Annotated in this window: 19 protein-coding genes; 13 read left to right on the forward strand and 6 right to left on the reverse strand. The window is 41.2% G+C overall.

The annotated features are described in order from the left end of the window. The first annotated feature begins 67 nt into the window (after positions 1-67). Positions 68-460, forward strand: a complete 393-nt coding sequence (locus CWB72_RS08820) for a hypothetical protein (protein ID WP_130256382.1) — start codon at positions 68-70, stop codon at positions 458-460. Positions 461-464: 4 nt separating this feature from the next. Here CWB72_RS08820 and CWB72_RS08825 read toward each other — a convergent pair whose 3' ends face one another. After that, positions 465-1475, reverse strand: a complete 1011-nt coding sequence (locus CWB72_RS08825; protein WP_130256381.1) for a GlxA family transcriptional regulator — start codon at positions 1473-1475, stop codon at positions 465-467. Positions 1476-1588: 113 nt separating this feature from the next. Here CWB72_RS08825 and CWB72_RS08830 point away from each other — a divergent pair, with 113 nt between their 5' ends. Further along, positions 1589-3490 (forward strand): beta-ketoacyl synthase, encoded by a 1902-nt coding sequence (locus tag CWB72_RS08830; RefSeq protein WP_138630679.1) that lies wholly within the window; start codon positions 1589-1591, stop codon positions 3488-3490. A gap of 132 nt (positions 3491-3622) precedes the next feature. On the opposite strand, the gene CWB72_RS08835 is transcribed toward CWB72_RS08830, so the two are convergent. Continuing rightward, entirely contained in the window at positions 3623-4813 is a 1191-nt protein-coding gene (locus CWB72_RS08835; protein ID WP_138630681.1) for a class I SAM-dependent methyltransferase, read from the reverse strand. 93 nt (positions 4814-4906) lie between these two features. Between CWB72_RS08835 and CWB72_RS08840 the strand changes: the two genes are divergently transcribed. The 10 genes from CWB72_RS08840 (at position 4907) to CWB72_RS08885 (ending at position 14370) form a co-directional block, all read left to right on the forward strand. Next, positions 4907-5551 (forward strand): HD domain-containing protein, encoded by a 645-nt coding sequence (locus CWB72_RS08840; RefSeq protein ID WP_252371517.1) that lies wholly within the window; start codon positions 4907-4909, stop codon positions 5549-5551. A 233-nt stretch (positions 5552-5784) separates the two neighbouring features. After that, entirely contained in the window at positions 5785-6795 is a 1011-nt protein-coding gene (locus CWB72_RS08845) for a LacI family DNA-binding transcriptional regulator (RefSeq protein ID WP_130256378.1), read from the forward strand. Between the two features lie 237 nt (positions 6796-7032). Further along, a complete protein-coding gene (locus CWB72_RS08850) occupies positions 7033-7275 on the forward strand; it encodes a YdcH family protein (protein ID WP_138630683.1) in 243 nt (80 codons plus the stop codon). 315 nt (positions 7276-7590) lie between these two features. Continuing rightward, positions 7591-8502 carry an N-acetylglucosamine kinase gene (gene nagK / locus CWB72_RS08855; protein ID WP_138630685.1) on the forward strand — a complete coding sequence of 304 codons (912 nt, stop codon included), beginning with the start codon at positions 7591-7593 and terminating at the stop codon, positions 8500-8502. Then, positions 8502-9626 carry an N-acetylglucosamine-6-phosphate deacetylase gene (gene nagA / locus CWB72_RS08860; RefSeq protein ID WP_138630687.1) on the forward strand — a complete coding sequence of 375 codons (1125 nt, stop codon included), beginning with the start codon at positions 8502-8504 and terminating at the stop codon, positions 9624-9626. Before nagK ends, nagA begins: the two co-directional genes overlap by 1 nt. 65 nt (positions 9627-9691) lie before the next feature. After that, entirely contained in the window at positions 9692-10819 is a 1128-nt protein-coding gene (nagX, locus tag CWB72_RS08865; protein ID WP_138630689.1) for a transmembrane glucosamine N-acetyltransferase NagX, read from the forward strand. 248 nt (positions 10820-11067) lie between these two features. Next, a complete protein-coding gene (gene nagB, locus CWB72_RS08870; RefSeq protein WP_138630691.1) occupies positions 11068-11865 on the forward strand; it encodes a glucosamine-6-phosphate deaminase in 798 nt (265 codons plus the stop codon). A gap of 73 nt (positions 11866-11938) precedes the next feature. Beyond that, positions 11939-12151, forward strand: coding sequence for a hypothetical protein (locus CWB72_RS08875; RefSeq protein ID WP_138630693.1), 213 nt, complete (start codon positions 11939-11941; stop codon positions 12149-12151). Positions 12152-12251: 100 nt separating this feature from the next. Beyond that, entirely contained in the window at positions 12252-13172 is a 921-nt protein-coding gene (nudC, locus tag CWB72_RS08880) for an NAD(+) diphosphatase (protein ID WP_171037252.1), read from the forward strand. A gap of 28 nt (positions 13173-13200) precedes the next feature. Beyond that, positions 13201-14370 (forward strand): cystathionine beta-lyase, encoded by a 1170-nt coding sequence (locus CWB72_RS08885; RefSeq protein WP_138630695.1) that lies wholly within the window; start codon positions 13201-13203, stop codon positions 14368-14370. 103 nt (positions 14371-14473) lie between these two features. On the opposite strand, the gene CWB72_RS08890 is transcribed toward CWB72_RS08885, so the two are convergent. Both CWB72_RS08890 and CWB72_RS08895 read right to left on the reverse strand, forming a co-directional pair. Next, positions 14474-15622 carry an RNA polymerase sigma factor gene (locus CWB72_RS08890; protein ID WP_138630697.1) on the reverse strand — a complete coding sequence of 383 codons (1149 nt, stop codon included), beginning with the start codon at positions 15620-15622 and terminating at the stop codon, positions 14474-14476. Then, entirely contained in the window at positions 15619-16569 is a 951-nt protein-coding gene (locus tag CWB72_RS08895; protein WP_138630699.1) for an alpha/beta fold hydrolase, read from the reverse strand. The genes CWB72_RS08890 and CWB72_RS08895 overlap by 4 nt, the downstream gene beginning before the upstream one ends. Positions 16570-16697: 128 nt before the next feature. Between CWB72_RS08895 and ybaK the strand changes: the two genes are divergently transcribed. Then, a complete protein-coding gene (gene ybaK / locus CWB72_RS08900) occupies positions 16698-17168 on the forward strand; it encodes a Cys-tRNA(Pro) deacylase (RefSeq protein WP_138630701.1) in 471 nt (156 codons plus the stop codon). Between the two features lie 61 nt (positions 17169-17229). On the opposite strand, the gene CWB72_RS08905 is transcribed toward ybaK, so the two are convergent. Further along, positions 17230-18381, reverse strand: a complete 1152-nt coding sequence (locus tag CWB72_RS08905; RefSeq protein ID WP_138630703.1) for a Card1-like endonuclease domain-containing protein — start codon at positions 18379-18381, stop codon at positions 17230-17232. A gap of 175 nt (positions 18382-18556) precedes the next feature. Beyond that, the gene (locus CWB72_RS08910) at positions 18557-20443 is read right to left on the reverse strand and encodes a phytase (RefSeq protein ID WP_138630705.1); all 1887 of its coding nucleotides are present in this window, start codon (positions 20441-20443) and stop codon (positions 18557-18559) included. Positions 20444-20533 lie beyond the last annotated feature (90 nt).

Below are 20533 nucleotides of genomic sequence, written 5' to 3' on the forward strand. Positions count from 1 at the left end.
TCTTGTTAAACTAGTGTTATCAATAATATCAACGTCGTGTTTATCGTGCACATTAAAAGGGGATTTTATGAAATTCGAACAATTACTTAGTCATCTTGATGCTGGTATCTGTGTTGACCAACTGCAAACTGAGTCGGTCGTTGATTTAGCAGTTTTGCTTATGTCGATTGATGGTGATGTATGTGAAAAAGAGCTTTCTGTTTTAAATACCTGGATAGAAAAGCTATGCTGGAATAGCGAAGTTGAAGCCGGCCTTTATATTTCGAATATGATTACACATTGCAGAGACATTATTGCCAAAGGACAAACAGAACATTTTATCCACCATCGAATGAAACACATTGTAGATGAACCAGTTAAGGAGTTGGCTTTTCGATTAACAACCCAGCTTGCACAAGCTGATGGTGTTGTCACCGAGTCGGAGTCAAATGCATTAAAAGTCATTGAAGCTGAGCTCTAACTATTTAATGATTTTGTGAAAACAGTTTTTTTCGCACGACCTTTCGATACTCACTCGGTGTCTGATTAAGCCTTTGCTTAAATACCCGAGTGAGTAAGCCTTGAGAATTAAACCCTACAGATATCGCCACATCTTGAATAGACAAATTGCTAGAAGCTAAAAGCTCTTTGGCATTTTCTAAGCGTATAGTTTGCAAGTAATGCGCGGCTGTTTGGTCTGTTGCCGCTTTAAAACGTCGATTAAACGTACGGTAACTTAAATCAAATTGCTCCGCCACATCTGAAAGGGCAATTTCAGTGTGATAATTGTTTTTTAACCAAAATTGAATCGATGCGATTAATTCATCAGGATGTGTATCCGCATCGCCTTCCAAAAAGCGCTGTTCTTCGTAAGGCTTTCTGATTTCATGAGAAAAGTTTTGCTGAACATGTTGCGCCGCGGCAACGCCATATAATTGTGAAATTAAATGCACAATGACATCTGCCAGCGCATTTAAACTAGCCACCGTATAAATACGCTCTGACTGGGTAATAAAGAAATCCGGTTTTAAATCGACTGACGGGTAATTGAGTTTAAATTGTTTCGCGTAATGCCAGTGTGTTGTCGCAGGGTGGTGTTCGAGTAAACCTGATTCCGCTAAAAAACAGACGCCAGTACCAACACCTATAATAGTCGAACCTTGCTGCCATGCTTCATTTAAACTTCTATAAAGTCGTTCGTTTTTTCTTAGAACAGGCCTTGGGTTACGCCAGATGCTCGGCACGATTATGTATTCTTGCTCTGATAAATAGCTAAAGGTTTCGTCGGGCTGAATTTGCAACCCTAGTTCATTATTAATTGGCGAGGTATCCTTTGCCAGCCAAGTTACGCGTAACGGCTTAAAGTCATTCCCTAAGTGTCTTTTTGCAAAAGCTTCACCTGCTCTGAGCATTTCTGCAGGCAGTGAGACACTGGTGAAGAGCATACTTTGATAAATACAGAAGCCAATTTTTATCGGGTTTTCTGGTCTGACCATAATGATTTGGCGAAAAATAAATGATATTTGGCTATTTTTGCAAAATGTAATCTAAAGTTCAAACTAGAATCGAACATATCTAAGTTGTGTGAAAATTTTAAGAACGATTATTTATGACTGCATTACCAATTATTGTCGGTATGGGTGGCATTAACGCTGCGGGCCGTACATCTTTTCATCAGGGCTATCGCCGTATTGTTATAGATAAGCTAGATCAACAAGCACGCCAAGAAACTTTCTTAGGCCTTGCAACACTAATGAATTTAGTGCGTTTCGAAGACGGTCGACTAGTAACACACACAGGCGATGAAATTTCAGCTGAACAAGTCGAAGCGCAATTTGGTGAACAAATTAAAGCGGGCACTTTGATCCGTAAAATAGAAAAAGAACATTTTGATTGTGATGCAACACACTGGCAGCAAAAGCTAACTATTAATGCGAATGATGATGCGGGACTAAAGTTCACTTGTCGTAAGCGTGACTTACCAAACCCAGTGCCAGCCTCATGGCAAGTTGAAGAACTAGATGCAAAAACAGTCAATGTGGTTGTGCCTGACTCTTTAGAAGTAAAACACGATAGCTATCGTGATAATCCAATCAAAGCAGCGGGTCAATTACCAACCGGCTTTGATCCGGCATCGCTTTATAACAGTCGTTACCAACCTCGTGGTTTACAGGCTACTATTTTTGCTGCAACCGATGCAATTCGTTCAACGGGTCTTGATTGGGATACTGTCATGAACAGTGTTGAACCAGATAAAATTGGTACTTATTCAGCATCAGTCGCTGGCCAAATGCAGCAAGAAGGCTTTGGTGGTTTGATCCGCTCTCGTCAACAAGGTGATCGCGTTAGTACAAAGCAACTGGCATTGGGTTTAAATACCATGTCGACTGACTTCATTAATGCTTACGTAACGGGTAGCGTTGGTACAACGTTCACAACCTCTGGTGCGTGTGCAACCTTCTTATATAACTTACGCGCTGCAGTGAATGATATTCAAGCTGGCCGTACGCGAGTTGCGATTGTAGCGAGCGTGGAATGTGCGTTGACGCCAGAAGTCATTGAAGGTTTTGGTAACATGAGCGCATTGGCAAACGAAGAAGGCCTTCGTAAACTCGATAATACAGAAAACGTTGATTATCGTCGTACAAGCCGCCCATTTGGTGAGAACTGTGGTTTCACAATCGGTGAAGGCGCTCAGGTTGCAATCTTAATGGACGATGCCTTAGCCCTAGAGCTTGGCGCAGAAGTAATGGGCTCGGTAGTAGATGTGTTTGTTAATGCTGATGGTATTAAAAAGTCTATTACGGCACCTGGCCCTGGTAACTACATTACTATGGCTAAGTCTGTTGCGTTAGCTGAACAAATTGCGGGTGCTGACGCGATTAAAGAGCGTAGCTTTATTTTAGCGCACGGCTCAAGTACACCGCAAAACCGTGTAACTGAATCACTGATTTATCACAAAGTAGCAGAAGCGTTTTCAATCAATGGTTGGAAAGTGGTTGCACCAAAGGCATACGTAGGGCATACCATTGCGCCAGCAAGTGGCGACCAACTCGCGCTAGCGTTGGGTGTATTCAGTCACAACATTATGCCTGGTATTACAACGATTGATAAAGTGGCAGACGACGTACATGCGGAACATTTAGATATTCGCAATGAGCATTATAAATGTGCGCCTATGGATGTCGCGTTTATCAACTCAAAAGGCTTCGGTGGTAACAACGCAACAGCAACGGTATTTTCGCCAAACTTTACCAATAAACTCTTATCGAAACGCTATTCTGAAGCGCAGTTAAATTCCTACCAAGCAAAGTTAGAACAAACAAAGCTTGCTCAAGCAGACTACCAGCAAGCCGCTGACAATGGCCAATATGAACTTATTTATCGCTTTGGCAACGGTATGATTGATGAAAATGAGCTTGTATTGAGTCAAGATAGCTTAAGTTTACCTGGCTTTGATAAAGCAGTATTACTAAGCACAAATAACCAATATGGTGACTTAAGCGAATAAGCTTAAGAAGAAAAGAATGTTAAGCAAACTTGGCGCTCTGGGATGAGCGCCTTTTTTATGCAAAACATAAAAAGGCCATATATGTGGCCTTAGGAACGAATTTATCCAATTTTGCTCTAAACTCTATCTACATTAATAAACCTTACAAATAAGGCCTTTAAGGTAAAAACCTTCAGGGTAGTTACCCGCGATGGGGTGATCGGCTGCTTGGTTCAAGCGCTCCATAATCAGCAGCTCTTTACCCGCATCAAGGGCTGCGTCAGCAACAACCTTTTGGAACAGGTTTTGCTCCATTAAGCCAGAACAAGAGAAGGTAAGTAATGTGCCGCCAGGCTTTAGAATTTGCATTGCGATCATATTAATATCTTTATAACCACGACATGCGCCCGTTAGTTGTGCTTTGCTCTCAGCAAACTTAGGAGGGTCCATCACGATAGTATCGAATTGACGGCCTTCCTCACGATATTGGCGCAGCAACTTAAATACATCTTGTTTAACGAACTCAGCACGTGATAAATCAAGATTATTGTGTTCTACATTTCGCTTTGCAGTATCAAGGGCTGGTTGTGATACATCTACGTTAATGACGTTTTTACAGCCACCACGTAATGCATATAAACCGAATGTACCTGTATAACAAAAACAATTTAAAACGTCTTTGTCTTGAGAAAAACGCTCTAGTGCTGCACGGCTGTCACGTTGATCCAGATAAAAACCAGTTTTGTGACCATTTAAAATATCAACTTCAAGCTTTAAGCCATTTTCTTTTATGACAACAGGCTCAGTCGGCGCGTCGCCCCAAAGTGCACCAGTAGTTTTTTCAAGGCCTTCTTTTTTACGTACATCTACGTCAGAGCGCTCGTAAATATGGCAATCAGGGAAAAGCTCACGAAGTGCTTGTACGATATCGCCTTTGTGACGCTCTGCACCTGCACTCAATAACTGACAAACAATATAATTGTCGAATTTATCAATGGTGATACCTGGTAAGCCGTCAGACTCTGCTGCGCTTAAACGAAAACCCGTTAAACCACCTTCCTCGATGACTTGACTGCGTGCATCAAAAGCACGTGTTAATCGACGTAAGAAAAAATCCTTGTCAATGCTTTCAGATTCATCAAAGCTCCATATACGTGCTCTAATTTGAGAATCAGGACTATATGCAGCAGTGGCAAGAAATTTACCTTCGTTAGAGTAAATTTTAACGGTATCACCCAGAGCAGGCTTACCTTTTACTTTTTTGATGGCTTTGGAGAATATCCAAGGGTGTTTACGTTTTAATGATTTTTCTCTACCAGGCTGCAAGTACACTGCACAAGACATGAATTTTTCCTAACTTAATTGTATGCTGGGCATTTTAGTTAAGCGTTTACAAACATACAATGTTGATGAGTGAATTATCCGGAGAGTAGGGCATTGAATAGCGATAAAATAGCGTCTTTAGAACAAAATTGTCGTGAATTTGTACAAGCATTACCCATAGCCGATGCAGGACATGACCTAGCTCATGTGCAAAGGGTGGTTACAGCTGCCAAGCTATTAGCTGAAAAAGAGCAGGCAGATTTGCAAGTGGTGGTTGCTGCAGCATGGCTACATGATTGTGTAGCAGTCGCAAAAAATAGCCCATTGAGGAGCCAGGCTTCAAAAATGGCAGCAGACAAAGCCATCGAATATCTATCAGGTATCGATTTTGTGAGTGAAAAGTTGTCTGCTGTACATCACGCCATAGTTGCGCACAGCTACAGCGCGAATGTGGAAGCAGAAACACTTGAAGCTAAAATTGTCCAAGATGCAGATAGGCTAGATAGCTTGGGAGCAATTGGCATTGCACGCTGTTTTACCGTTGGCGGTGCGATGCATCGCAGCGTCTACAATGTTGACGATCCATTCTGTGAAAATCGAGATCCAGATGATTATTCATATACAGTTGACCATTTTTATAACAAACTTTTTAAATTACCTGAAGTTATGCACACGTATGCAGGAAGGCAAGAAGCTGAGACTAGAGTATTGTTTATGAAGGAATTTATGAAGGAGCTAGGTCGAGAAGTAGGCAGTTAAAAATAGTCAATTGAAAAATTTTATTGCGCATGTCTGACACCGGTGTCATAATGTCGGCGTTTTATCATTTTGTTGTCAAAACGTGTTGGCTGCCCATGAATGTGGGCAGCATTTTTTAAAGATAAATGATAACCCATTAATCAAAGAATTCTAGATTGATATTTCTTTCGTTCAGGATGAATTGCAGTAGAGGTTGAAGTGTTTACTCCCTCGAATGTAGAGCGGGAAACCAGATGAAGAAAGTAACAATAAATAGTGTTGCAGAATACGCCGGTGTTTCGAAAAAAACCGTTTCACGCGTATTGAACAATGAGCCTAATGTAAGCCCAGCGACACGCGAAAAAGTATTAAAAGTTTTTAAAGAACTCGATTATACACCGAATCCTATTGCCAGAGGCCTTGCTCGCAATCGCAGCTTTATCATCGGCTGTTTGTACGATAACCCTAGTAAAAGTTATATCACGCGTGTACAAAGTGGTGCTTTAGAAGCATGTCATAAACATAACTATAACTTGCTTATACACCCTTGCGAATTACGCGGTGAAGCGTTAATTGAAAACATCGAACACCTATTAACAACGTCTCGCCTAGATGGCCTAGTACTCACACCACCATTTTCTGATTCTCAAGAATTAATTGAATTTCTAAAAAAGAAAAGCATTAACTATGCGCGTGTTGCCTCAGCGATTGAGGATGAAACTTCAATTTCTGTTAGAAGTAACGATGAACAAGGTGCATTCGAAATCACAGAGCATCTAATTGCTCTCGGTCATAGCCGAATTGCATTCATTAAAGGTCACCCAGATCATAGTGCCACAGAGCAACGTTTTTCAGGATATAAGAAAGCGTTAGCAGAGCATAATATTGCATATGATGCTGAGCTGGTGGCAGAGGGTAACTTTAGTTATCACTCAGGTGCTGATAGCGCAAAAGAGATTTTAGATATACAACCTAGGCCGAGCGCAGTGTTTGCATCGAATGATTACATGGCAGCTGCTGTGTTAAAATTGGCGACACAATCAAAGTTAAATGTACCAGAAGATATCTCGATAGCGGGGTTTGATAATGCACCGATTGCCCGTCATATTTGGCCAGGATTAACTACAATCGCACAACCAGTGGAAGAGATGACACGACAAGCTGTGGAGCAATTAATACTTCAGATAAGCGATCCTGAAGTAGAAAAAACTCAGATAACTCTAGAAGCTAAGCTTATTGTACGAGAATCGACAGCAAATATATAAAACCCTATTCAATTTCTTTACTTGCCCAAGCCTAGCGGTTCGCTGTTAGGCTTTTTTCTTGTTTCAAACTTACAAATCTCATTAAAAAATCTATCTTAAACCACTCACCAATACGTTTTATAAATGTCTATTAAAGCTTGTGCTAGATCAACATATACCATAGCCGTAGGCGTAGTATGAAAGTGAGCCAAGCATCAGGTTTGTTTGGAAAAATGACAACTTTAACAGGAATTCACCATGAGTATTGACCGCCATAGCTTAGCGAAAGAGTTACCAGAATTTAAAGAAAAAATTCATGAGCTAAAAATGCATGACCGACATTTTGCTCGACTATTCGATGATTATCATGACCTAGATCATGAAATGATCCGTATTGAAGAGAGAGTTGAAAACACCTCAGATGAATATCTTGAGTCACTCAAAAAGCAACGATTGCATTTAAAAGACCAACTTTATTCATTATTGAAAAGTGCATCTTAAAAAGCGTAATATTTTAAGGGGTCATATATCGCCCCTTAAAATTATTTCTATAGAGTTTGTAAATAACCTAAAATCCTTACACAATCCCCACTCAAATCTATGAGTTTTAAAGGCTCAAGCTTCATTAGACTTTCGTTTCGGTGACAAACTAAAAGTTTTGTGCAATATTAGAAATTATCAATTTCGAACATTTTTCTGAAAAATTTAATGACAACGCTGTCATTTTGTGTGTAACATTAAATCAACATGAAAAATGCTCTGCCAAATAATACTTAAAACTATTTGAGCACTACGTTACAGATCAGGGGTCGCTAAATGATGGCTAAACAGGTTGAACAAGACCAGTTATTTATTGGAATAGATGGTGGTGGTACAAAATGTCGTGCAACTATCTACTCTGCTACACAAGGGGTGTTAGGTACTGGGTTAGGCGGTCCTGCCAATCCATTACATGGTCTTGAGCGCACACTAGAGTCAATCATGGTATCAACTCAGCTAGCCTTACAAGACGCGGGACTTCGTGTTGAACAGGTGCATGACATTGTAGCTGGCCTTGGTTTAGCGGGTGTGAATATTCCAGGTCTTTACGACAAAATCATGCAATGGGACCATCCATTTAAAGAAATGTATCTTACAACCGACTTGCACACTGCGTGTATTGGTGCACATGACGGTGATGACGGCGCAGTGATTATTACGGGCACAGGCTCATGCGGTTTCGCTATTGTAAACGGTGAAACAGTCAATTACGGCGGTCATGGTTTTGCTCAAGGTGATATGGGCAGTGGTGCATGGATGGGTCTTGAGGCTGTTAAAGCTGTTCTTGTAGATCTTGATGGTCTCGGGCCAAAAACCGTGTTATCAGACACGTTAAAGCAACATTTTCATGTCACAGATGCAATGGGAGTCGCCGAGCAAATGGCAGGTCAACCTTCAAGCGGTTATGCAAAGCTAGCAAGACATGTATTTTCAGCTGCAGAGCATAACGATGAAGTTGCATTACAAATTGTTAAACAAGGTGCTGAATATATTAGCAACCTTGCGAAAAGGTTATTAGAAATTAACCCACCGCGCTTATCTATGATCGGTGGTTTAGCTGAGCCGTTAAATAAATGGTTAGATGCTGATATTGCTAAACTTGTTCAGCAACCAAAACAGCCGCCAGAAATTGGTGCTATTTATTTTGCGATGGAAAGCACTCAGCATGAAATAAGAAAGGTGAACTAATGAGCCAGTATATTTACAAAGCTAAAAAGCTTTTTGATGGTGAACATTTTCATCATGATGGTGTTTTCTCAGTAGATGACGGCAAAGTTAGTTATAACGTTTCGGCTGAAAACGCTGAAGTAATCAATCTTGATGGGCTAGTCGTGCCAGGCTATATCGACGTTCAAGTGAACGGCGGTGGTGGGGCGTTTTATAATGCTGAACAAACGACAGCCTGCCTTGAGAAAATGGTGTCGGCGCATGCACAATTTGGTTCGACTGCGCTCATGCCAACTCTGATCACAGATAAAATTGAAGTGATGCAAGCGGCATCAGATGCGATGGCAGCTGCCATTGAAAGCAATCAAGCTGGTGTAGTGGGGATCCATTTTGAAGGTCCACACTTGTCTCACCCTAAAAAAGGCACGCACAGCGAGCAGTTTATTAGACCAATCACTGAACAAGAATTCGAGATTTATGCGCGTAAAGACTTGGGCATAAAAATGGTCACTCTAGCGCCAGAGACAGTGCCTTTAGCTGATATTGAACGCTTAATTAGCTTAGGAGTTAAAGTAAGCATCGGCCACTCAAATGCAGATTTTGAAACAGCGAACACTGCGTTAAAAGCTGGTGCTGATGGCTTTACCCACTTATTCAATGCGATGTCTGCGTTTACTTCACGTGAACCGGGTGTTGTTGGGGCAGCGCTATGGGACGATAATAGCTGGTGCGGTTTAATTGTCGATGGTCACCATGTTCATAACACGTCTGCTAAATTAGCGATCCGCTCTAAACAGCGTGGCAAAATCATGCTAGTGACAGATGCGATGCCTCCTGTGGGTACAGACGATACTGAGTTTGCGTTCTTTGATGGCCGTAAAGTTATTCGTACTGGCGATCGTTTAAATTCAACAACCGGCGAACTTGCTGGTAGTGTGTTAGATATGGCAAGCGCAGTACGAAATACGGTTGATTGGTTAGATGTAAGTCTACCAGAAGCGCTTCGTATGGCATCTTTATATCCAGCACAATATTTAGGCTTAAACAGTAAAGGGCATTTGCGTGAAGGGGCAGATGCAGACTTTGTTCATCTAGATGAGAATTTATATGCACAGGCAACGTATATCGCTGGTGCTCAGATTTAACTTTCCCTGAGGAAAAAACCCCGCTGCAGTATAGCGGGGCTTTTTTATTTGTACTGGAACAAAATATGACAGCAAAAACACAAAAAAAACGATTAGCATCTTTAGATGCACTCCGAGGCATGGACATGTTTTGGATTCTAGGCGGACAGGGTATTTTTGCTGCCTTATTTGTTTTAACTGGCTGGCAGGGGTGGAAAGCGTTTGAAGCACACACAGTCCATAGCCCATGGCATGGCTTTACTTTTTACGATTTAATATTCCCGCTATTTATCTTTTTATCTGGTGTTGCTATGGGTCTGGCACCTAAGCGTATCGATCACCTTCCTTTTAACGAAAGGCGCCCATTATACAACAAAGCAATCAAACGACTGTTTTTACTTATGGCGTTTGGTGTTTTGTATAACCATGGCTGGGGTACAGGTGCACCATTTGCATTTGAAGAAGTACGTTATGCCAGTGTGCTAGGGCGAATTGCTATTGCTTGGTTCTTCTGTGCTTTATTAGTTTGGCATTTTAGCTTACGTGTTTTAGCTTATTCAGGCGTTGGTATTCTAATTTTCTACTGGGTACTACTTTGCTTTATACCTGTGCCGGGTGGTGTCGCAGGTGACTTATCTGCGGCAGGTAGTTGGAATGCATGGTTCGATAAACACCTTTTACCTGGCATTTCATATCAAAATCGTGTAGTTGACCCTGAGGGTATTTTGTCGAGTTTACCTGCGATTGTGAATGCAATTGCAGGTGTATTTGCAGGTCAACTGATTGCTAAAGCTAATGAGCGCGGTGAATGGAAAACCTGTGGCATTTTATTCGGTGCAGGTATTGTAAGTTTAGTGCTTGGTTGGACATGGGACTTACACTTCCCAGTTAATAAAGAGCTCTGGACCAGTTCATTTGTATTGGTAACAGTAGGGTGGAGTGCGATTTTACTTGCTGTTTTCTACGCAGTAGTAGACATTTTAAATGGTCAAAAGCTGGCTTACCCGTTTGTAATTATTGGTGCGAACTCAATCATTATCTACCTAGCGTCATCTTTAGTCGATTGGGAATACATTAGCCGAAGTGTGTTCGGTGGTGTGGTGAACGCAGCCCCAAGTGAATGGCAGCCCATATTGGCGGTCACTGCGTTGATGGCGGTGCAAATGCTAGTGCTGCACTGGATGTACCGTCGTAAGATCTTTGTCAGCGTTTAATTTCAAACCTTGATTATTTACTTATGCAAAAGGCTCATATTAATGAGCCTTTTTGTTATAAAAAACCCAAAGTTTTTTTTCACTTTTACTTTACAAACGCTCAATTAATGATAATAATGACAGCGTTGTCATAATGGTACAGCCTAATAAGATTATCCCGATTAGGTTTTGATCTGGCGCTTATTTTGATTGCACGCTAAGTAAGCCCAGATCCCATTTTTTCTTTTCTTCTACAACGAGCCAAAACCATGCAAATAGTAATCTTAAACGACGCCAATGAAGTTGCAGCTTATGGCGCAGATATCTTTACAAAACAACTACAAAAGAAAGCAGAGTCTGTGTTAGGTTTAGCGACCGGTTCAACACCAGTAGCGCTTTACCAAGAACTAATTCGTCGTAACGAAGCAGGTGAAATTAGCTTTAAAGATGCGACAACATTCAACTTAGACGAATACTTAGGTCTAGATGGTTCACACCCACAAAGCTACCGTTATTTTATGAACGAGCAGTTGTTCAACCATGTAGACATCGACAAAGATAAAACCCATGTACCACCTGGTGATGCGAAAAACCCAATCACTGCATGTCAAGAATATGAAGGTCACATTGTTGCGGCAGGCGGTATTGATGTTCAACTATTGGGCATTGGTCGTAACGGTCACATTGGTTTCAACGAGCCGTCTTCAGGCTTAACTTCACGTACACGTGTTAAAACATTAACCAAAGCAACCATTGATGATAATGCGCGTTTCTTCAAAGAAGACGAATACCAACCGCATTTATCTATAACTATGGGTATCGGTACTATTCTTGATGCCAAAAAAGTGGTGTTACTGGCAACGGGTGAAAACAAAGCTGAAGCGGTTCATGCAATGATTGAAGGCCCGTTAACGGCAGCTTGCCCAGCATCTGCACTACAAATGCACCGTGATGCGGTTATCGTGATTGATAAGGCTGCAGCAAGCAAGTTAAAAGACATTGAGTTTTATCAGCACATCGAAGCTGAAAACCAAAAGCTTCAGGCCTACTTAGCCTCTTTGTCCTAAGGACCTGTTGATCTTTCAAGTTCGTTTTTACAGCAGTTTGATTGGTATTTATACACGGCAGAGCCTGCGTAGCATGGTTTTTCCATGTAAGTCAGGCGATAACACAGTAGAAATGCCAATCAAGCGCTGCCAAATTGGCTCTTCTGAGCAAACTTTTCTCATTGTTACTCAATTTTTACTTAGCCCACTAGGTATAAAACTGAGTGCCGCGATAAAAGCCCGCTCAGAAAGAGTAAAACTCGAACAGCAAAGAGTAACAGGCCCTTTACGCAACTACATGTTATAAAAGCCCGTTAGGGCTTTTTTTTTGCAAATTTTACGGCTTATTTATTTAGCTTAGAGTGTCTGTGTGTTAGCTTAGGCTCAAATCACGCAAAGGAGTGAATATGCTTCATTACACGCAGATGAGTTTAGACAGAGCGTCGCAGCAACGCAAAGACAGCAACTGGCTAAACACGCAAAAAACGACCAACAGCCGATGGCTTTTAATCCACCAAGATAAAAACTTATTTAGCGCTGATTTACAAAAGCTTCAGTTATTACTTTGGTCGTCAGTAGCACACTTAAATACCGATGATGCCGTGTATATTGGTCATCAAGACGAAATACATTACTTTGTGTTAGATGTGTCGAAGATATGCTCAGATGAAGTGAATGATTTATCAGCGGGTGGTACATTTGAAGATATGCGTAAAGTCGGGCCAAAACTAAATGGTTTTGAAGCATCTATCGGTGTACTTGCAAGGGGTATGTGCTATTGGCATAAAACCCATGTTTTTTGTGGCCGTTGTGGCACAGCAAATAAGCCTTATGAAGGCGGTCATGCTCGTCGTTGCCAAAATGATGAGTGTCGTCATATTACCTTCCCGCGAACTGATCCGGCGGTGATCATGTTAGTGACTCATACTTTTGACGATGGTATTGAGCGTTGTTTAATGGGTCGTCAAGAAAGCTGGCCAGAAGGCGTGTATTCAACGCTTGCAGGTTTTGTCGACCCGGGGGAATCACTGGAGCAAGCGGTACTGCGTGAAGTAGAAGAAGAGTCGGGTATTATCGCAGATGATGCGCAATATATTGCATCACAGCCATGGCCTTTTCCGTCGTCATTAATGCTGGGCTTTATAGCTAAAGCGAAAACCACAGAGATCTCAGTGGAACAAGATGAACTACAAGATGCTAAGTGGTTCTCAAGAGCAGAATTAAATACATTCGCAGAGTGGGGCGATGATACGCCTGGGCTTAAACTTACCCGAAGAGACTCTATTTCACGTTATTTAGTTGAATATTGGCGTGCACTCGGCGAATAGAATAAGTTAAAAATACCAAGGTTTAACAATGAAACAGAACACAAAGATTGTCAGTGCTGGCAGAAAAAAACAATATACTCAAGGGGTAGTAAACCCTGTTGTGCAACGTGCTTCAACAGTCGTATTTGATACCGTTGAAGAAATGCAAACTGCCATCAAAGAGCGTGCTGATCGCACCTTATTTTATGGTCGTCGTGGTACAAACACCCACTATGCGCTTCAAGATGCCATTACCGAGCTTGAAAATGGTGCTGGGTGTGCACTTTATCCATCTGGCGCCGCGGCCATCAGTCAATCATTATTGTCTTTTTTAAAGTCAGGCGACCACTTATTAATGGTTGATAATGCATATGAGCCGACACGTGATCTATGCGACAAGATTTTAGTTGGCCTTGGGATCACGACTACGTATTATGACCCAACAATTGGTGCTGGCATCGAAGCCCTTATTCAAGAAAACACCAAAGTGATTTTCTTGGAATCTCCGGGTTCAATCACCATGGAAATTCAAGATGTGCCTGCACTTGTTGAGGTTGCGAAAAAGCATAACATCATCACAATGCTAGACAATACCTATGGAAATGGCTGGCATTTTAGACCGCTTGATTTTGGCGTTGATGTCAGTATTCAAGCGGCAACCAAGTACATTGTTGGTCACTCAGATGTGATGATGGGCGTTGCGGTTGCAAACGAAACGCATTGGCCAACATTGCGTGAGCATTCTTACTTATTAGGTCAATGTACGTCTGCTGATGATGCTTACCTAGCATTACGTGGCCTTCGTACTATGCCTGTGCGTTTGGCCCAGCACGAAAAAGCGGCTATACAAGTCGCAGAGTGGTTGTCTGAACATGAACTTGTTGATCATGTACGCCACCCAGCATTTGAAACTTGCCCGGGGCATGAATTCTTCAAGCGCGATTTTGATGGCAGTAATGGTTTATTCTCGTTCGTTATGAAAGAGGGCAATCTAAAATCAATCAATGCATTTTTAGATGCGCTGCACCATTTCAAAATGGGCTTCTCATGGGGAGGCTACGAAAGTCTAGTTACTGCCAATAAAACCATGGCAAAGCTGCGCTCAACAACAGGGTGGGAGTATGGTCCTATTATTCGTCTGCACATAGGCCTAGAAGATGTTGAAGACTTAATCGCAGATTTAGAGCAAGCGCTTAGGGTGTATAAAGAGAATTTGTAAGGTTCGATTAGTAAATTGAAACAGATGTATGAAAACGCGACTTAATGTCGCGTTTTTGTGTTTTGTTTAGATCGCGCAACTTTTATTTTCGAACAGAATAAACTCATAAGACCAATCTGCCCGAGCCTATTAATCCCATCACTAAACCAAAGCCGCCGCTGGCAAACCCAAGCACCAGACCAATTCGGCCAAAAAGCTTTTGCCATTTAGGGCGACATAAAAATGGCTTATCTGCCACTTCACTTTCAGTCATGTGTTGCTGGTCTATGTTAATGATATTTTGAGCTTGGAAAATCTGTACGCCAAGTGTCAATGCAAATGCTGAATAAGCGAGCGTTGGCATGATCCACCCCGAGCTAAATGAGTAACTCATAACGAATAGCACCCCAAATACAAACGTGGTGATTAACATTCTGGTTCTCATAACTTTAAGTATTGCTTTTGTCTGCTCAGTCTTTGCATACTTAATTGGCAATTTCATGCTGTAAAACACCACGAGCATAGCTGCGAATGCGCCGATAAAAGCACCACCAAGCACAGCAAAAAGTTTAAATATTGGTGAGCTATACGTTGTATTGCTGACCAGTGTTGCCGCAGCAACGGGTGCACTTGGGGCGACCAAGCCTAAAGCAACAGCTGGGGTAATCGTCGAAATTGCCAATGTACCAAAGCGATTTAAATATTGAGACTTAAGCTTCTTTCGGCTTCTTGATAACTGCTGACGTACTTTTTCCTCAGAGATATCTAATAATGCAGCGACTTGCTTGTTCGATTGTTCTTCTCGATAGTATAAGATTAAAATCTCACGGCTCTCTTCTGGTAAAGCTGAAACAAGTTGATTCATCAGCATTACTTGTTCATCTTTTAATAAATCACTATCAGGACAATCATGGTGAGCAAGTAACTGCTCAAGTGATTGCTCGAGTGACTCATCATTGTCAGATACTAAATTCGACTTTTCTCGCAATACGTTTAAAGCTTTATAACGAGCAGTTTGGCGAAGCCAAGGTAAAAAGCTGTGATCGTTTTTTAACTTATCGAGGTTTTGCCATGCATTGATAAATACTTGTTGCGCTACATCTTCACTCGCATGCACGTCCTTCGTGATAGCGAGCGCAATGCTGCAAATGAGTTGTCGACATGCTTTGTGAAGTGCTTCAAAGGCATTTACATCACCTTTTCGTGCATGCGACACATATAAAGCAATACTGGCACTGTCTTTTATGTCTAGTTTATACGCTAATGTATTCATGATTTATCCTTAATGAATGCCGTAATTTGGTTATTTAGCCATTTAGGATCATCATACATAATAAAGTGGCGAGAAGTTGTATTCATTTTGACTACAGCGTTAGGTAAATTTGCCACTTGCCCTTTATAAAGTTGTTCAACGCCTTGTTTACGCGAGTTATCGTTAAATCCACCAGATGCACCCAGAATAAGTAAGTCCGCTTTTATTTTAGCCAGTGATGGTCTTAAATCATTGCTCATTAAATAGTGCATAGCTTTGCCAACAGTAACCGGATCAGAGCGTTCAGCCATATCAATGATGTGTTTTTGATGCATAGCCTGAGTCGCATGAATATATATACCGCGCTTAGTTTGCTCAGCTAGTTGTGTTTGAGTCATTGATTTGTGCATTAAAAGTATACGTTCAGCTTGGTTGCTAAGTGAAGCAGGTGTCGTTTGATTTGTGCCGGTAAATATCGGACCAAAATAGGGCAGGCCATCTACTGAAACGACCTTACTAACAAGCTCTGGCTTTTCTAGTGCAATCGACATAGCTAAAAAGCCTCCCAAACTATGGCCAATAAGAATCGATTTATTGGTTACAGCACCAGAGCCCTCTGATTGACGGCTCCGCTCAGCAATAAAATCAATTAGCTCGTTTTGTAACGTGGTCATTGAAAAGTGTGTGGGTTTTTGATTATCGGCAAACCCAGTGACGGAGACTACATGTACGCGGTGTTTATCTTTAATCGCGTCTAGGGTGCTTTGCCAAACTTCGCCGTTAGACATAAGACCCGGAATAAGAATTATGTCTGCGTTACCCGCTCGGCTATTTCCGACTGTTTTAACAGTAAAGTGATTATGCGCCCATACTTGTGCGCTATTTAATGCTGCCGCAATCGCGATGAACAAAACAATCAATAGGCTTAATTTTATAGGTTTATTTGGTTTGATGTGTGACTTAATCATATTAGCTCCTGTTGGTTATATAACTAAGTCACCTGAGAAATCTAAAGTGTGACAACTTTTATTAAATTTATTTGTTATCCAAAGTAACAGCAATTACATTAGAATAGTTAAGTAAAAGGATTAAAGTCATGACTCCTGCGATTTTACTCGCCAAAAAAGCCAAAATTACATTTAACGTACACGAGTATAAGCACGACCCAAAAGCGCAATCTTATGGCTTGGAGGCGGCTGAAAAGCTAGGTTTAAACCCATCCCAAGTATTTAAAACCTTAGTAGTTGAAACTGACAGCAAACAACTTGTGGTCGCGGTTTTACCCGTAAACCAACAACTGAACTTAAAGTCGTTAGCAAAAGCTGTGGGTGCAAAGAAAGCTGCCATGGCACCACAGCAATTAGTCGAGCGTTCAACTGGGTATATTTTAGGTGGCGTTAGCCCATTGGCGCAAAAGAAACGCCTTGCCACCGTGATAGATAGCTCAGCCAAAACTTTTGAAACCATTTTTGTGAGTGCAGGGCGCAGAGGCCTCGAAATTGAATTGGCGGCAGCTACTCTATGTGAATTAACGCAAGGGCAGTTTGCAGATATTCAAAGTGTGTGACTGATTTTTAGCAATGTAAGAGATAAATTACCCATCAACTAAGATGGGCAACCTTTTCAAATTAGGCTTGCTCTAGCCAGCTTTTTAGTTGTTCTCTTAGCTGGGCTAATTGGTTTTCACTGAAGAGTTCAATCTCTAGTTCTTTTGCGCGAAGCTGTTCGTGTGTCCTTATTCCTTTGTAACTGATCAGCGCTGCGCGTGCTTGAATACCACCGAGTAAATCGGTCAATGAATCTAATTTATAAATAACTTGATTCCCTTCGCCTTTATCGAACTTTTTAGTTTTACATTCGATTAGATGAAGTTTGTTGTTCGCCATGATGACGATATCAAGTTCATTCACTACGGTACCTTGACCAATCTTTCGCGTAATTTCTACGCCTTGTGCAATGTCTTGAATGTGTGGCACTTCTTTTTTTAAACTTAAAAGTAAGCCATAAACATATTCTTCTAGCCAGCCACCATTGGCAAAAAAACGCGCTTCTTCATTTATAAAAACTAACCTATCATTCTTGCGACAAACAAGTTCAGCATCTTCTAAATCGTCAATCAGAGTTTGTAAATCAGCACAATTTAATTGAGATCTATTCAAAAGAGCAGATGTTAAGTGTGCATTATCACTGCTGGCAGCTAAGTAATTTAAATTGCCAAGCGCCTGACCTAGATTGTCTTGGCTAGCAGCCCATTTAGCACCAAGCTTACGATAACGAATATCAACATTGCCTGTGTTTGCAATATTATTTATTTGGCTGTCGATAAGAGCAAAGAAATCACGAATTTTAAGTTTATCGGCTAGCTGTGTATTTTTACGCTCTGAAGGAACCAGCCAATGTAATTCATCACTGTTAGGCTCTACCATAAAACACTCAAATTCATAGGCTCTCACAACTTCATACATGGCTAAAACATGTTGGCGATCGCCACAACTGGCATTAAATGCATATAGAGTTTTATGATTGTGAGTGACTAACGAATCTATCTCTTGATGAAAATACGAGACCAACTCCTCTGTATTTCGAGTTTGTGGCATCACTTTAAAGTTCAAGCTGATCCCGCGCGGATTTAAAACAGCTCTAATGGCGTCAAGTTTTGCTAACTCTGTTTGTTCAACAAATACGATCACTTCATTGGAAGGAATGTGTGTATCGAGCAAAGGAGTAACAAGGTTGATAAGTTTGTTATCTAAAAAACAAATATGAATATGATTTTGCACGGTGTTCCTTATAGTGCATTTATTATTGTTATCGATACGTTACCGTAAAATTTGGGCGAGGGGAAATACCAATTAGTTTTGAAAAAGTACGCAAAAAGGTATGAAAAATTGCAAATGAGTTTAGAGTGAGTCAAAGAAGGAAGCGTGTCCCTTCTTTGATTTAGAAATTTAAAAGCTACTTTTCGACTCTATTTAAAATCCAATCCCTCAACAAACTGCCATCTACCAGCTTAAAGTTTTGTGTGCTTTTAGACATTACATTATGACCATCTTGAACAACCAATAAACCATTAGGGAGGGCTTCACCAAGATAGCTGCTTGTTACTGCCAAACCATCGGTTTCTGAAGCACCATCGATCATGCTTGCCCAGTTTACGCCGACTTTAAAAACACCCAAAAATTCATTGTTATTGTCTACGGAGTATACCGCATAGCGGTTATTACCTTGGCTAGATACAACAAGGTATTGTTTGCCGTTTAAGCGATATAAGCTCATGCCTTCAATATCGGCTTCGACTTGCTCGTTTAAACCGGAGATCAACTTGTCAGGCTGGTTGCCTTTAAGGTCTTTTAACCATACACCCATTGACTCTTCGCCATAAAACAAGCGTTGATTCGCATCATCGCTTACACAGCCTTCAGGTTGACTAGGCACTGTCCATTCTAGAGTTTTCTGGCCTGTTACCTTCTGATTTTTAAATGTAATATCGTATTTTTGAAAGCGACCATCGGTGTCATTTATCCAGACGAACAGCTCATCATCGTATTGGCCCAAACATAAACCATATGGATCAGCCAAGTCTGTTTTAATATCTGCAAGCAAAGTAGGGAGCCCGGATTTTTGATCGATTTTAAATAGGCTGATGCTTTTATTGGTTCGGTTACTGGCTGCTGCAATATCAACAACTTCACTATTGAATTTAACGCCGTAACGAATATCGACATTGTTTACTCGACCAACAGGTAAAGTTTTTAAAAGGTTGCCATTAAGATCATATACGTTGAGACCAGATTTTTTATCAGTACCATAAACCAGGCTGTTTGAAGGCGTTGTACTGTTAATCCAAATCTCAGGATCATCCGCGGCGTCACCATGAGATGCAACAGGTGTCGTTTGTGCAAAGGGGATCAGATTGGCAATCGGTTGCTCATTCTTCTTTTTCAAGGGTAACTTATGTTTGCCTAAATTGATTTTGATATTCTTTGACGTTTCATCATCGAAGACATGAGCAATTAAGTTTTTGTCAGACCTGTGAAGCTGAACTGTTTTAGGCGCTATGTTTTTAGGCAGCTCAAAAGGCTTGAACGCGTGATTATTTTGCTCAAGTAGCCAAAGCTGGTTTGTACTCGGTGAAACCACAGATACATCACCCGAAGCGGTTGTATCTAAGTACTCTACTGCGAGCCCCTCAGGAAGCTGTAAAAGCTCTCGAATAATTTCAAGCTCAGGGTTAGTCGAGTACTGCCAAACGCCAATATTTTCTTCAGCAATATAGAGTGACTCGGTGAGGTCATTCACTGCACATGACTTCATATTAAGGCCAGCTGCAAAATGTCGAATTTCACTTAACTGCCAATCAGCCTCGTTTGCGGTATTTAACGCCACTTGACTAACGATGCCGTTTACATCAACTGTGAATAACTCAATATGCTCAGATGAAGAACCCAAACACAGTGCATCAAATGCCGTTTTATCAGATGAAAGCTCATACGCTTTTTCAATACGATTGCGTTTAAAATCAACTTTAATGAGCTCGATATTGCCGCTATTTTTGTTTAGGGTCGATAACACCCCAACAGACTGAGAATTTGGTAGCCACCTAAAATCTAAATGTTCAGACTTAGAGTTAATTGTCGATAAAGATCGCCCTTGCTCATCGAGTAAAGCAATACCTAGTGCTTCACTTACAGCAAGTTGTTTATGGTCAGTCTGTGCGACATCAATAGGCGAAATAAACTCAGATCCGGTTAGCCATTGCTTATCAGTCTGCGAAGCATTGGCAACGCCACTACAAAGTAATCCACCAATCAGCCAAGATAGTTTTAAAGATGTGTTTGTCATGTTGAGCTCTTAAAGCTGTTACTAAATCATTGCGGCAGACAGTAACGATGAAAAATGACATAAATGTTTCAGCTGACTTACGGGCAAGCC

It is taken from the genome of Pseudoalteromonas phenolica (genome assembly GCF_005886345.1).
Taxonomy (GTDB): domain Bacteria; phylum Pseudomonadota; class Gammaproteobacteria; order Enterobacterales; family Alteromonadaceae; genus Pseudoalteromonas; species Pseudoalteromonas phenolica_A.

Excerpts from the sequence above, each read along its gene's own strand:
- CWB72_RS08820 (WP_130256382.1), top strand. The coding sequence starts at position 68 with ATGAAATTCGAACAATTACTTAGTCATCTTGATGCTGGTATCTGTGTT.
- CWB72_RS08825 (WP_130256381.1), bottom strand. The coding sequence starts at position 1,475 with ATGGTCAGACCAGAAAACCCGATAAAAATTGGCTTCTGTATTTATCAA.
- CWB72_RS08830 (WP_138630679.1), top strand. The coding sequence starts at position 1,589 with ATGACTGCATTACCAATTATTGTCGGTATGGGTGGCATTAACGCTGCG.
- CWB72_RS08835 (WP_138630681.1), bottom strand. The coding sequence starts at position 4,813 with ATGTCTTGTGCAGTGTACTTGCAGCCTGGTAGAGAAAAATCATTAAAA.
- CWB72_RS08845 (WP_130256378.1), top strand. The coding sequence starts at position 5,785 with ATGAAGAAAGTAACAATAAATAGTGTTGCAGAATACGCCGGTGTTTCG.
- CWB72_RS08850 (WP_138630683.1), top strand. The coding sequence starts at position 7,033 with ATGAGTATTGACCGCCATAGCTTAGCGAAAGAGTTACCAGAATTTAAA.
- nagK (WP_138630685.1), top strand. The coding sequence starts at position 7,591 with ATGATGGCTAAACAGGTTGAACAAGACCAGTTATTTATTGGAATAGAT.
- nagA (WP_138630687.1), top strand. The coding sequence starts at position 8,502 with ATGAGCCAGTATATTTACAAAGCTAAAAAGCTTTTTGATGGTGAACAT.
- nagX (WP_138630689.1), top strand. The coding sequence starts at position 9,692 with ATGACAGCAAAAACACAAAAAAAACGATTAGCATCTTTAGATGCACTC.
- nagB (WP_138630691.1), top strand. The coding sequence starts at position 11,068 with ATGCAAATAGTAATCTTAAACGACGCCAATGAAGTTGCAGCTTATGGC.
- CWB72_RS08875 (WP_138630693.1), top strand. The coding sequence starts at position 11,939 with ATGGTTTTTCCATGTAAGTCAGGCGATAACACAGTAGAAATGCCAATC.
- nudC (WP_171037252.1), top strand. The coding sequence starts at position 12,252 with ATGCTTCATTACACGCAGATGAGTTTAGACAGAGCGTCGCAGCAACGC.
- CWB72_RS08885 (WP_138630695.1), top strand. The coding sequence starts at position 13,201 with ATGAAACAGAACACAAAGATTGTCAGTGCTGGCAGAAAAAAACAATAT.
- CWB72_RS08890 (WP_138630697.1), bottom strand. The coding sequence starts at position 15,622 with ATGAATACATTAGCGTATAAACTAGACATAAAAGACAGTGCCAGTATT.
- CWB72_RS08895 (WP_138630699.1), bottom strand. The coding sequence starts at position 16,569 with ATGATTAAGTCACACATCAAACCAAATAAACCTATAAAATTAAGCCTA.
- ybaK (WP_138630701.1), top strand. The coding sequence starts at position 16,698 with ATGACTCCTGCGATTTTACTCGCCAAAAAAGCCAAAATTACATTTAAC.
- CWB72_RS08910 (WP_138630705.1), bottom strand. The coding sequence starts at position 20,443 with ATGACAAACACATCTTTAAAACTATCTTGGCTGATTGGTGGATTACTT.